Origin of the sequence: Streptomyces sp. NBC_00104 (genome assembly GCF_045160825.1) — a bacterium.
Classification (GTDB): Bacteria; Actinomycetota; Actinomycetes; order Streptomycetales; family Streptomycetaceae; genus Streptomyces.
Map to the genome: position 1 here is coordinate 5,680,473 of NZ_CP108215.1, position 12,418 is coordinate 5,692,890.

The 12,418-nt window shown below is 69.2% G+C and carries 9 protein-coding genes and 2 tRNA genes; 7 read left to right on the top strand and 4 right to left on the bottom strand.

Annotated features, from left to right (window positions below; translation table 11 throughout):
- From gyrA to OG272_RS25040, 4 genes are all read left to right on the top strand, one after another.
- Nucleotides 1-2,595: a DNA gyrase subunit A gene (gyrA, locus tag OG272_RS25025; RefSeq protein WP_326580696.1), complete on the top strand. Its 2,595-nt coding sequence runs from the start codon at nt 1-3 to the stop codon at nt 2,593-2,595.
- 18 nt (nt 2,596-2,613) lie between these two features.
- Nucleotides 2,614-3,441, top strand: a complete 828-nt coding sequence (locus OG272_RS25030; RefSeq protein ID WP_327728785.1) for a DUF3566 domain-containing protein — start codon at nt 2,614-2,616, stop codon at nt 3,439-3,441.
- Nucleotides 3,442-3,551: 110 nt separating this feature from the next.
- A tRNA-Ile gene (locus OG272_RS25035) sits at nt 3,552-3,628 on the top strand.
- A gap of 584 nt (nt 3,629-4,212) precedes the next feature.
- Nucleotides 4,213-4,593, top strand: coding sequence for a VOC family protein (locus OG272_RS25040; RefSeq protein WP_267008962.1), 381 nt, complete (start codon nt 4,213-4,215; stop codon nt 4,591-4,593).
- A 673-nt stretch (nt 4,594-5,266) separates the two neighbouring features.
- On the opposite strand, the gene OG272_RS25045 is transcribed toward OG272_RS25040, so the two are convergent.
- On the bottom strand, nt 5,267-5,647 hold the full coding sequence (locus OG272_RS25045) for a DUF6344 domain-containing protein (protein WP_405894898.1): 381 nt from the start codon (nt 5,645-5,647) through the stop codon (nt 5,267-5,269).
- Between the two features lie 425 nt (nt 5,648-6,072).
- On the opposite strand from OG272_RS25045, the gene OG272_RS25050 reads away from it, so the two are divergent.
- Complete coding sequence (locus OG272_RS25050) at nt 6,073-6,201, top strand: DLW-39 family protein (protein WP_003999697.1); 129 nt, start codon at nt 6,073-6,075, stop codon at nt 6,199-6,201.
- A 300-nt stretch (nt 6,202-6,501) separates the two neighbouring features.
- Nucleotides 6,502-8,007 carry a hypothetical protein gene (locus tag OG272_RS25055; protein ID WP_405894900.1) on the top strand — a complete coding sequence of 502 codons (1,506 nt, stop codon included), beginning with the start codon at nt 6,502-6,504 and terminating at the stop codon, nt 8,005-8,007.
- 258 nt (nt 8,008-8,265) lie between these two features.
- Here the strand turns inward: OG272_RS25055 and OG272_RS25060 are convergent, their stop codons facing one another.
- Nucleotides 8,266-10,146 (bottom strand): serine/threonine-protein kinase, encoded by a 1,881-nt coding sequence (locus tag OG272_RS25060; RefSeq protein WP_405894901.1) that lies wholly within the window; start codon nt 10,144-10,146, stop codon nt 8,266-8,268.
- A gap of 282 nt (nt 10,147-10,428) precedes the next feature.
- Nucleotides 10,429-10,977 carry a transcriptional regulator gene (locus OG272_RS25065; protein ID WP_033530590.1) on the bottom strand — a complete coding sequence of 183 codons (549 nt, stop codon included), beginning with the start codon at nt 10,975-10,977 and terminating at the stop codon, nt 10,429-10,431.
- A gap of 182 nt (nt 10,978-11,159) precedes the next feature.
- Between OG272_RS25065 and OG272_RS25070 the strand changes: the two genes are divergently transcribed.
- Nucleotides 11,160-11,232 (top strand) — tRNA-Ala (locus OG272_RS25070).
- 460 nt (nt 11,233-11,692) lie between these two features.
- Here the strand turns inward: OG272_RS25070 and OG272_RS25075 are convergent.
- A complete protein-coding gene (locus OG272_RS25075; RefSeq protein ID WP_327728782.1) occupies nt 11,693-12,394 on the bottom strand; it encodes a DUF5324 family protein in 702 nt (233 codons plus the stop codon).
- Nucleotides 12,395-12,418 lie beyond the last annotated feature (24 nt).

The window sequence follows — 12,418 nt, forward strand, 5'->3', positions numbered from 1 at the left end:
ATGGCCGACGAGAACACCCCCCTCACGCCTGAAGAGGCCGGCGAGACGACCGTGCGCATCGAGCCCGTCGGGCTCGAGACCGAGATGCAGCGCTCGTACCTGGACTACGCGATGTCCGTCATCGTGTCGCGTGCGCTGCCCGATGTACGGGACGGTCTCAAGCCCGTCCACCGCCGTGTCCTGTACGCCATGTACGACGGCGGTTACCGGCCCGAGAAGGGCTTCTACAAGTGCGCCCGCGTCGTCGGCGACGTCATGGGCAACTACCACCCGCACGGCGACTCCTCGATCTACGACGCGCTGGTCCGCCTCGCGCAGCCGTGGTCGATGCGGATGCCGCTGGTGGACTCCAACGGCAACTTCGGCTCTCCGGGCAACGACCCGGCGGCGGCCATGCGCTACACCGAGTGCAAGATGGCGCCGCTGTCGATGGAGATGGTCCGTGACATCGACGAGGACACCGTCGACTTCACGGACAACTACGACGGCCGTTCCCAGGAGCCGACCGTCCTCCCGGCACGTTTCCCGAACCTGCTGATCAACGGCTCGGCCGGTATCGCGGTCGGCATGGCGACCAACATCCCGCCGCACAACCTCCGCGAGGTCGCGTCCGGTGCCCAGTGGTACCTGGAGAACCCCGAGGTCTCCCACGAGGAGCTCCTGGACGCGCTGATCGAGCGCATCAAGGGCCCCGACTTCCCGACCGGCGCCCTGGTGGTCGGCCGCAAGGGCATCGAGGAGGCCTACCGCACGGGCCGCGGCTCCATCACGATGCGCGCGGTCGTCGAGGTCGAGGAGATCCAGAACCGCCAGTGCCTGGTGGTCACGGAACTCCCCTACCAGGTCAACCCGGACAACCTCGCGCAGAAGATCGCCGACCTGGTGAAGGACGGCAAGATCGGCGGCATCGCGGACGTCCGCGACGAGACGTCGTCTCGTACGGGCCAGCGCCTGGTCATCGTCCTGAAGCGCGACGCGGTCGCCAAGGTCGTGCTGAACAACCTGTACAAGCACACCGACCTGCAGACGAACTTCGGCGCCAACATGCTGGCGCTGGTCGACGGCGTGCCCCGGACCCTCTCGCTGGACGCGTTCATCCGCCACTGGGTGACGCACCAGATCGAGGTCGTCGTCCGCCGTACGAAGTTCCGGCTGCGCAAGGCCGAGGAGCGGGCGCACATCCTGCGCGGCCTGCTGAAGGCCCTGGACGCCATCGACGAGGTCATCGCGCTGATCCGGCGCAGCGACACCGTCGACATCGCGCGCACGGGCCTGATGGAGCTCCTGGAGATCGACGAGATCCAGGCCAACGCCATCCTCGAGATGCAGCTGCGCCGACTGGCCGCCCTGGAACGCCAGAAGATCATCCAGGAGCACGACGAACTCCAGGCCAAGATCCGCGAGTACAACGCGATCCTCGCCTCCCCCGTCCGCCAGCGCGGGATCGTCAGCGCGGAACTCGCCGCGATCGTCGAGAAGTTCGGCGACGACCGCAAGACGATGCTGGTGCCCTACGACGGTGACATGTCCATCGAGGACCTCATCGCCGAGGAGGACATCGTCGTCACCGTCTCGCGCGGCGGTTACGTCAAGCGGACCAAGGCGGTCGACTACCGGGCGCAGAAGCGCGGCGGCAAGGGCGTGCGCGGCACGAAGCTCAAGGAAGACGACATCGTCGACCACTTCTTCGTGTCCACGACCCACCACTGGCTGCTGTTCTTCACCAACAAGGGCCGCGTCTACCGGGCCAAGGCGTACGAGCTGCCGGACGCCGGACGTGACGCGCGTGGACAGCACGTCGCCAACCTGCTGGCCTTCCAGCCGGACGAGGCGATCGCCGAGATCCTCGCGATCCGCGACTACGACGCCACGCCCTACCTGGTGCTCGCCACCAAGGGCGGTCTTGTGAAGAAGACGCCTCTGAAGGATTACGATTCGCCCCGTTCCGGCGGCGTCATCGCGATCAACCTCCGTGAGAAGGAGGACGGTTCTGATGACGAACTGATCGGAGCCGAACTCGTATCGGCAGAGGATGACATCCTTCTGATCAGCAAGAAGGCACAGTCGATCCGCTTCACGGCGACGGACGAGGCACTGCGGCCCATGGGCCGTGCCACCTCGGGTGTCAAGGGCATGAGTTTCCGTGAGGGGGACGAGCTGCTCTCGATGAATGTTGTTCGACCCGGTACGTTCGTGTTCACTGCCACAGACGGTGGGTACGCGAAGCGGACCGGCGTCGACGAGTACCGCGTCCAGGGTCGCGGCGGCCTCGGCATCAAGGCCGCCAAGATCGTCGAGGACCGCGGTTCGCTCGTCGGCGCGCTGGTGGTCGAGGAGACCGACGAGATCCTCGCCATCACGCTGTCGGGCGGTGTGATTCGTACGCGAGTCAACGAGATCAGGGAAACCGGCCGTGACACCATGGGCGTCCAACTGATCAACCTGGGCAAGCGCGATGCCGTGGTCGGCATCGCTCGTAACGCCGAGGCAGGGCGGGAGGCGGAGGAGGTCGACGGCGACGACGCCGTGGACGAGACCGCCGAGGGTGCCGCGACGACCGGTACGGACGAGGGTGAGGCGCCCTCGTCCGAGTAGCACGAGGAGTGAGTCAGCGTGAGCGGAGCCACGGGCGCCGGATCGTCCGGTACTTCGGCCGGCACTTCGACCGGGTCGGAGGCGGACGGCGGCGGCCGTGGCTCCGCCGCGCGTGCGATGGACACGCACACGACCCAACTGAAAGCGATCAAGCCGAGCGCGACCGACTCGGCCGAGACGTCGCCCGAGAAGTCTGGACCCCAGGGGGGAACCGTGACGGACACCCGTGGTCCGCAGACCCAGCAGCCCGCGCCGGGCACTCCGGCCGCGGCTCCGGGAGGGCCCGGCCGCCAGGCTTCGGCGCCGCCCCAGCCTCAGCCCCACGCCCAGGCTCCGGCGCAGGCCGGTGGCTCCGCGCTGCCCGGTGAGCGGCAGTCGCAGCAGCAGGCGGGCCCGTACCACCCGCCGCAGGCCTACCAGCCGGCTCCGGAGGGTTCGTCCCGCAAGCCGCGTACGGGAGCGCGCACGACGCCTCGTACGCGCAAGGCCCGGTTGCGGGTGGCGAAGGCCGACCCGTGGTCGGTGATGAAGGTCAGCTTCCTGCTCTCCATCGCTCTCGGCATCTGCACGGTCGTGGCGGCCGCGGTGCTGTGGATGGTCATGAACGCGATGGGCGTCTTCTCCACGGTCGGCGCCACGATCTCCGAGGCCACCGGCTCGAACGAGTCCAACGGATTCGATCTGCAGTCGTTCCTGTCGCTGCCCAACGTGCTGATCTTCACCACGATCATCGCGGTCATCGACGTCGTCCTCGCCACCGCCCTCGCCACCCTCGGCGCCTTCATCTACAACCTCTCCGCGGGCTTCGTGGGCGGCATCGAGCTGACGCTCGCCGAGGACGAGTGACGACGCCCCACCGCGTCACGGACCCCCTCCAGGTATCGATTTTGGGACTGCCCACGTCGTGCGCTAATCTTCAGGAGTCAGCGCGCGGGACACACACCGCAGAGCGCGGCGGGGCTATAGCTCAGTTGGTTAGAGCGCATCCCTGATAAGGATGAGGCCACAGGTTCAAATCCTGTTAGCCCCACCAGCGAAAAGACCTCCTACTCACATGAGTAGGAGGTCTTTGCCGTCCATGGCTGACATCAGCCGATGAGTGGATCTTCCAGAAGCTCGGTGAGCATCGTGACGGGGGATCGCATGAGCGACTTGGGATGCACCTTCAGGCTCGTGCGACCCGTGGCCACCGGCGATCTTCCGCTCCACCTCCTGAAGCTCCTGGCGCTCTTCCGGGGCACGGGCGCAGAACTCCGGCAGCGGGAGCACACCGCCCGTGACTACTTGGTCTTGGGAAGCTTGGGGACCAGCCCGACGGCCCTGACGCGCTACCGGGTCAGGGGGCGTTCCACGGCTTGCCTTGTCCGGCTGACCTCGGGCATGTCGACCAGGAAGGCGCGACGTTGCGCGTCAGGATCTCTTCGCCGACCGTGTGGCTCTCGGTGCGGGGAACGGTAGCTGGGGAAGGGGGTGGGCTGAGGCTGCGAGGCTCCCGAAAAGCCTTCGCACCCACTCGCCTCGGCCGGTACGGTCTCGAGCGCGCGTCCACTGTGGGGAGCCCAGGAGCTCCGCGCGCGGCCGCACCGGCAGTTCCCACGCTGAGAGTAGGTTTCGTCAATGGCATGTCGTATCAGTGAGCTCGTGCTCGGTTGCCGCGACCCCGAGGTGCTGGCGCGGTTCTGGTGCGAGGTCCTGGACTTCGTCGTGCTCGACCGCGAGGGGGACGACTGCTTCGAGATCGGGCCGCGCGAAGGGTTCGGCGGCCCGCAGCCGACGATCATCCTCAGCCGCAGGGACGAGCCGGAGCCGGGCAAGTCCCGGCTGCACATCGACGTCAACGCCACCGACCGTGACCAGGATGCCGAGCTCGAACGCCTCCTGAAGCTCGGGGCGCGCCCGGCTGACATCGGCCAGACCGGCGAGGAGCAGTGGCACGTCCTCGCTGACCCCGAGGGCAATGAGTTCTGCCTGCTCAAGGCCCGCCTCAACCCGCTCTGACGGCTCCGTGCCCCAGGAGCGGACCTGGCGCCCGGTTGGAGCTGCCACTCCGCCGTCGTCTGGGCAGCCTGCTGGTCACCGCTCAGCAGGCTGCAGCCGTCGACGTCACCTGCTCGATCAACGTCCACAGGCGGACGTTCTACGAGAACACCTCGTTCTACGGCTTCCCCGTGCGGACCGAGGGCGTCCGCGTCCTCCTGGACGGTGTCCGCAAGATCGATCCGTCGAAGCACACCAGTGACACACACGGCCCGCTCCAAGAGCACCAAAGCCCGCAGGACGACCGTCTCCTGGTCCGCCAACAAGGACATGGAAATGGCGAGTTGCTCCCCTCACCGGCGGCCCCGTCGCCTCCAGCACCTGGACGAAAGCCACCACGACCACCGCGTGCAGCCACACCGATCCCCGGGTGCATCAGGGGTACGACCCACGCCTCGACCCTGCCACGGCCACCGTCTGTGATCCGCTGTTCGATGTTCGCCGCGCGCAGGGGCGCCAGGATTCCCAGGACTGATCGTCCGGGGGGCTTCGCAAGGCTGAAGAACGATCTTCCGCGGCTCCACCAGCAAGAAGACCCTCAGCCGTGTATCGGCTGAGGGTCTTCGTCGTTCACGGTCTTCTCCTGGGCGTCGTACGCAAGATCGCCACTGGGTGAGTGTCTTCCGACCGGGGATCAGCGCTGGAGGGGTGCGAATGGATGCTCTGCCTGTGGGAGAGGGGCGTCCGGGGCGATGGCCGGGTCGGTGACGTTCGTGGCGGTGTCCAAGGCGGTGCCCGTGGCTGTGTGCAGGGCCGTGTGGTGGCGGCAGGAGGGTGAGGAGCCGTGGGCCTCGGCGCGGATGCGCTGCTTCATCGTGGGGGGCAGTGCGCGGTCGTGGGGGCGGGCCGGAAGGGACGTCGCCGGCGCCGTCGTGAGGGCGGCGCCGTTGCGGGTGGTCTCGGTCCGCGGTACCGCGGCCGACGCCGTGGTCGTGATGAGTCCGAGCGCCGTGCACAGCGCGAGGAAGGCGGTGACGATGGCGGTCCACAGCTTCATGACCTTGTTCTGGGCCATGGCCCCTCACTTTCGGGTCGGGCGATTTGCGTACTTTCCTCATGATGTGTATGTGGGCTCCGAAACCGAGGACCGACGCCCGCGGCGCGTCGATCTTCGGATGAACACCACTCGGACGGGCGCAAGGGGGCCGGAGGGTTCCAGGAAGCCGCAGGAAGTCGCCGGAAGTCGCCGGAAGGGAAGGAGAGGCAGGGGAAAGGGGGGCGAGACCGGGTGTGCGCCTGGGGGAAGCTATGGGTCCGTCGAGGTGTGCGTGATGTGATGGACCTGTGTGATGAAGTTGCGATCGGAAGAGCAGAGTCCGGTTCTACTGCGGTCTTCCCCACGGGAGTTGAGGGGTCGACGCAGGTCACCGATCGGTATCGGTCGGTGTGTATAGTCGGGCGCCAGAGGTCCCCTACGTCAAGGAAAGACGAGGTCGCGCGGTGAAGAAGCTTCTCCTGGTCGCACTGGCCGCCATCGGCGGGCTCCTCGTGTACCGCCAGATCCAGGCGGATCGCGCCGAGCAGGATCTGTGGACGGAGGCGACTGACTCCGTGCCCACGGGTTCGTGACCATAGACATCAGTCTCAGAGCAGACCCCGGCCGCGCTCGCGGTCGGGGTTTTGTGTCGCTCGGGCGCATCGGCCACATCGTCTCGGACATGTGGGCGCCTGCCATCGAGCTTGGATTCGCCTTGGCGAACGACGTGCTTGCGACAGCAAAGTCGAGGTCTGCGTAGAGGCCGTTTCCGGCCGCTTGTTCCCAGGAAGGCAGGCATCGGCGCCCGCTGCCCGGCAGGATGGGCGCGTTCGGCGCCGCGACCACTGAGCCGGGGCTTCGGAATCACGGTCTACGACGAGGGGTGGCGCGTGATGGGGCGGCGCACGGTCTGGTGGCGAGCTGCGGCAGCCGTGGGAGCGGCCCTGTGCGCGACGACGGCGGCGATCCCATCCGCCGTGGCGGCCGACACGCTCACCCCGTACGCCTACGCCGAGGGCGCGACGACGGTCGAGGGCGCCACGAGCAGCACCGGAGCCGTACGGCTGGCGGCCGGCGAGACCTACCGGAGTTCCATCGGCCCGGGGGACAAGCTCTACTACCGCCTCGATCTCGGCGCCGCGGCCAACGCGTACGTCTCGGCGACGGCCGTACCCGCGGCGGGAGCCGCGGTCGCCTCCGCGGACGGTGTCAGGGTGTCCCTGCAGGACGCCGACGCACATCGCTGCTCCTACGAGACCGCCCGCTTCGGACCGACCCGCAGCGCACACCCTGTCACCGCCTGGGCCTCGCGCGAGGTCGGCAGCGACGAGTACATGTGCCAGGGGGCCGGGGTGTTCTACGTCGTCGTCGAACGGGTCGGCACGGCCGTGGGAACCGGTACGGGGACGAGTACGGGCTCGGCTTCCGGCGCGGTGACGGGCTCCCCCTCGGAGGGTTCGTCGGAGGAGTGGGGGCTGGAGCTCGGCTTCGTGTCGGAGCCCGCGGTGACGAAGGGGGGTCCGACGAGCGCCCCTCAGAGCTGGAACTCCGCATCGCCCGAGGGTCTGTCCGGTGATCCCGAGAGTCGTCGCGGCGGGAGCGGCTTCGCCACGGCGAGCCCCGTGGCACAGGGTGTCTGGCAGGACGAGGCCGGGATCAGAGCCGGAGAGACGCTCTTCTACAAGGTGCCCGTCGGCTGGGGGCAGCAGCTCTACGCCACCGCCGAACTGGGCAGCACGACGGGTGGGGACGGATACGTGGGGAACGCGTTCGTCATGTCGCTCTACAACCCCGTACGTGGCTTCGTGGACGACAGGACCGCCAACTACGGGGGCGAACAACGCTCCGCCAGTCTGGACCCGCTCCCGCCTGTCGCGTACGAGAACCGTTCCTCGCTCGACGACGAGGTGAGCGGGATGCGGTTCGCCGGCTGGTACTACCTGGCACTGCACCTCGGGACATCGGTCGCCGACCGGTTCGGAGAGGAGCCTCTCGGGTTGACCCTGCGGGTGCGGCTGGAGGGAGAGGCCGGCGCCGGGCCGGGATATCTGGGTGCTTCCGAGCCGCGGGGGGTCTTCGAGGTCACCGGGGAGGACCAGGAGGCCGCGGAGAGCGGGGCCACGGGGGACACGCTGGACGGCGCGGGGGACGGCGGCGGTGGGGACGCGGAGACGTCCGGCGCAGGGGAGGGCTCCGGCGACTCCTCGGGCGCCGGAGATCAGCGTCTCGCCATGACGGTCGTCGCGGCGGGTGGCATCGGCACCGGGAGCCTGCTGGTGCTCGTGCTCCTGGTGTGGACACTCGTGGCGCGCAGGCGGGCGCCCGTCGACGCGGAGCCGGAACGGCTGAGGCCCGCTGCGGCTCCCCGGGGGCGGCATGGAGCGTCCCGGGGGCGGTAGGACGATCGGCCGCACTGGGGCTGGGCATCGGTGGGGACGATGGGTGGGCGACGGGTCCCGGCCGAGCCGGCAGCGGGCGTGGCAGGTACTGGCCCATGCCCGGTTGTTCTTCGAGGTCGTTGTCGCGGCTGATGCGGCTGATGCGGCTGATGCGGCTGATGCGGCTGATGCGGCTGATGCGGCTGGCGAGCGCCGCCGGAGGGAAGGCCGGACAGACACGGATGCGCCGAGGGCGTCAGTGGGCACCGGTGAGCAGGATCAGAGCCGGCTCAGTGCCCAGAACCCCACCGCGAAGCAGGCCAGTGCGATCAGCAGGACCGGTACGACCACCTTGACGGGCGGGCCCGGACGGCGCCGGGGAAGTGCCCTCGACCGACGTGGAACCTGCGGTGGACGAGCGGTGTATGAACCAGTAGAGGCGTACACGTGCTGCTGCGCCGCGGCGGTCGGGGCCTGAGAGAGGCCCAGCGACGGGTGAGGCTGGGGGGAGGGCACATGCGCGGGTTCGGGGTGTTGCGCTGGAGCGGCTTGGACGGGCGCCGCGGCGGGGGGAGCGGCCTGCTGCTCGGGCTGGTGTTGTGGGTTGCCCAGGCCGGGGGCGTGCTGCTGTTCCGCCTGTCGCGAGGGTGTGTGGGCGGCGAGTACCTGGGGCGGCGGCAGATGGAAACTGCCGGTGTCCGACATCGTGGACGGCTGCGGCGGTACGGGAGCGCGTTCGGGCCGAGGTGGTGCGGCGGCGGGGGGCGACTCGGGCGATATGTGACCGGTGTGCGTCGAAGACGCCGAAGGTGGCGAGGACAGGGTGCCGGAATCCTGGGACCACTGCCCGGCACCGGTGCCGGTGCCGGTGGAGCCGGTCTGGGGCGGGGCGTTGGTGGGCATGGGGGGCGGCGATATGGAGCCCGTGTACGGCGGCTGAGGCACGGCGTCTGTGTGCGGTGCCGGGAGTGCGGTGCCCGCCCCGGGCTGGGGCGGCAGGTTCTGGGGCGGCGGGCTGTAGGCGGGCGGATGGTGAGGCGGCGGTGGTGTCGCGTCCGCGCCGGAGGGCGAGGGAGGTGAGGGCGGCGACGCAGTGGACGGGGACGAGGCGGGAGCCGAAGACACGGCGGGAGCCGAAGACACAGCGGGAGCCGGAGCCGATGAAGGGGCGTGCCGGCCGGGGAAGTTGGAAGGAGCGTCCGCCGTCGGTCCGGAGGCCGGGGAGGACGTGCCGCCGGGACTCGTGCCCGTGCCCGTCTTGTCCAGCCCCGATGCCCTCTGCAGGGGGCCTTCGAGGGCGAATCCCTTGGGAAGTGGGCCGAGTTGGTCGAAGACCTCCACCAACTCGTCGTCGGGCCCCGGATCGGGCAGGAGCTCGACGGCCGCGGCGAGGGCCTTGCGAGCGCCTGTGGCGGTGCGGAAGCGGGCGCTGGGGTCCGGCTGGAGCAGCGTGGAGATGACCTGCCACAGCGGTTCGGGAATGCCTCGCGGGGCGTTCGGTGTGCCGTGGGCGGCGAAGTGCTCGATGAGGGCCTTGGCGTCGGGTTTCGCGCCCTCCAGGAGGTACAGGGCGACGAGACCCACCGCGAAGAGGTCGGCCGGGAAATCCGGGTCTGCGCCCAGCATCTGCTCGGGGGCGAAGTAACCCGGCGTTCCCACCACGTAGTTGGTCTCGGTCAGGCGGGGCTCGCCCAGGCGCATGGCGATGCCGAAGTCGGACAGGCGCAGGCGGGGCCGAGCCGTGCCGGTGGCCTCCAGCAGCACGTTGGCGGGCTTGATGTCACGGTGGATGACGCCCTCGGCGTGTACGGCGGCGAGACCGGACAGCAGTTGGTCGAGCAGGCCGCAGACATAGGAGGGCGGAAGGGGACCGTAGTCGTTGACAAGGTTGACCAGGGAGCCTCCGGCCACCAGGTCCATGGTGAACAGGACCTTGTCGTCGTCGGCCGCCCAGCTGGCGGGCGCGAGCACATGAGGATGGTCGATCCGTACGGCCTGCTCGCGGACGAAGCGCAGCAGGGCGTGCGCGTCACGCTGTTGCAGGACCTTGGCGGCCACATAGCGGCGGCGGCGGTGGTCCCAGGTGCGCCAGACCGCGCCGACTCCCCCGCGCCCGATCGGGTCGACCAGTTCGTACCGGCCGGCGAAGACCTCACCCATGGCTGTGCGTCGTTCCCCCTTCGGCTCCCCCCCTTTGGCTGCCCGTCGGCGGAGGACACGGCGCTCGCGCCGCCCTCCGCGGAGCCGGCACGCACGTGCCCGGCTCCCCTCGGAGCTTGTTCCCCGCCTCTGCCCCCTACCGCTCTGCTCCGCTGTACTTGCCGACTCTTCTGGAGCCTACGTCCACGTCTCCGTGGCTCACGAGGGGCCTACAGACCCCTCGTCCCCCGCTTCGGCTTCGGCCCGGTCGCCGAACCCCCTTTCGGGGACCGGGCCTTGGGCTCAGTTCTGGTGGGACTGGTAGTGCGCCACCGCGTCCGAGGTGCGGCCCGCGCCGTACACCCGGAGGAACTCTGCCAGTTCCGGGTGGGTCGGGGCGAGGGTGTCCGCCGCCTCGATGATGTCGCCCGCGGCCGCCACCGAGCGAAGCAGCGACTGGATCTCGCGGACGACCCGCTTGACCGTGGGCGCCCCCGAACTCGTCGTCGACTGCGTGGTGTTGCTGAGCACCGATCCCCCCTGTGACTTCTTGATCTCGTCCATGCGCTCGGTCGCCTCGGCAGCGCTCACGCTGCCGTCCGCGACCTGCCCCGCCAGGTCCTGCAGCAACTGCACCCGCTGGACCACTGCCGGGTTGCCGATCTTGGCACGCTGACCGCTCATCAGCTGCGACAGCATCGGTGCCGACAGACCCAGCACCCCCGCGAGACGGGCCTGGTTGAGACCCAGGTCCTCGATGAGCCTACGGAAGAGCGCCCCCAACGGCTCTCCGTACCAGTTCCGCTGCAGCTCCCGGGCTCTTGCGGTCGCTTCCTGCTGTGCGGCGTCCATTGCGTCTCCCCATCGCTTCCCCAAATACCGTGGTTCGCTGTAGCGAACCACGACGAGCATCTTACGGAGAGTGGTCGTTCACGGGGACCCCCAATCTTTTTGCGAGATCCCGGGGGTGACCCGGTACTCTGGTCTGCGAAGCCCCCCGGTGGTCGGTTCTTCCGGGTGGGTGCTTCCCTTTCGGGGCCTTAGCTCAGTTGGTAGAGCGCTGTCTTTGCATGGCAGATGTCAGGGGTTCGACTCCCCTAGGCTCCACAGCGGATCGGCCGGGTCGGATGTCGTAGGACATCCGACCCGGCCTTTTTTCTGCCTCCATCGCCGAGGTCGTCGGTGACGCTTCAGATGAACCTCGTCGCGATCGCTATCTGTGCACTTCGTGCAGGGAGGCCCGCTGTAACGGGGCGACGGCCGGTGGCGCGTGTCGACGTGCGCATATGCGAAACCAGTGGCCTGGATCACGCCCGCGCTCGGCGGGATGTGTACGTCACCCTTCGCAATCGGACCAATACATTCCGGGCGGTGGGGTTGCAGTGCGCCTGGAGGCTGGGACGTTTCACGTGAAACAGCCCTGTGGGGCAGAAGACCTCCAAGTCTTCTGCCCCACAGGGCTGTTGAAAGGTGTCCTGTCGGACGCGCTCTCGGGCAAGGCCGAGCCGAGAGGGGACGCGGCCTGGGACGTCGGCGGCCTCGGAAAAGTGACCTCGGCTGCCGGTTCTCAGCGGCGGTTGTCGCGGTCGGCGGCCTCGTCCTCGGCCTGCTTGGCCTGGACCTCGGGGTCGAGGGCGGACTGGCCACTGCCGTCGACGGAGGACAGATGACCGGGGTCGGAGACCTCGGTCGCGGCGGGGGGCTCGACCAGCCAGTCGGGGTTGGCCTGCTTGTCCCACCACTTCCAGGCGGCGAAGGCGCCGCCGGCCACGACGCCCAGGACGGCCAGGCCCTTGAAGGCTCGGCCGGCCCTCGCGCGACGCTGCTGCCTGCGGACCAGCTTCTGGATCTGCTGGGGCGAGACCTGCCCGCGCAGTGCGGCCAGCGCCGCGACGCTGCGGGCGGTGGCCTCCTCGCGGACGGGGCCGGCGGCGGCCACGGCCTGCTCGATGCGTGGACGGGAGTAGTCGGCGGCCTGGCGGGCCGCCTTACGGGTGCGGACGGCGGCTTCGTGGGCCGCGTGGTCCACCTTCGGCGGTACATGTGTGCGGGCCTGTTCCAAGCGCGGGACGACATGGGCGCCGTACTGGACGCGTGCCTGTTCCGCGGCCTGCGACACCTTCGGCGCGAGTCGTACGCGTGCCTCTTGCGCGTAGTGCGAGGCCTTGTCCTTGGCCGTGTCGGCGTAGGGCGCCACCACTTCCGCGGCGTGCAGCACGCTGTCCTTTGCCGAGCCGGTCGCGGCGCGCATGCTGTCAATGCGGGTCACGGGATCCTCCTCCTCGGTGGCGTA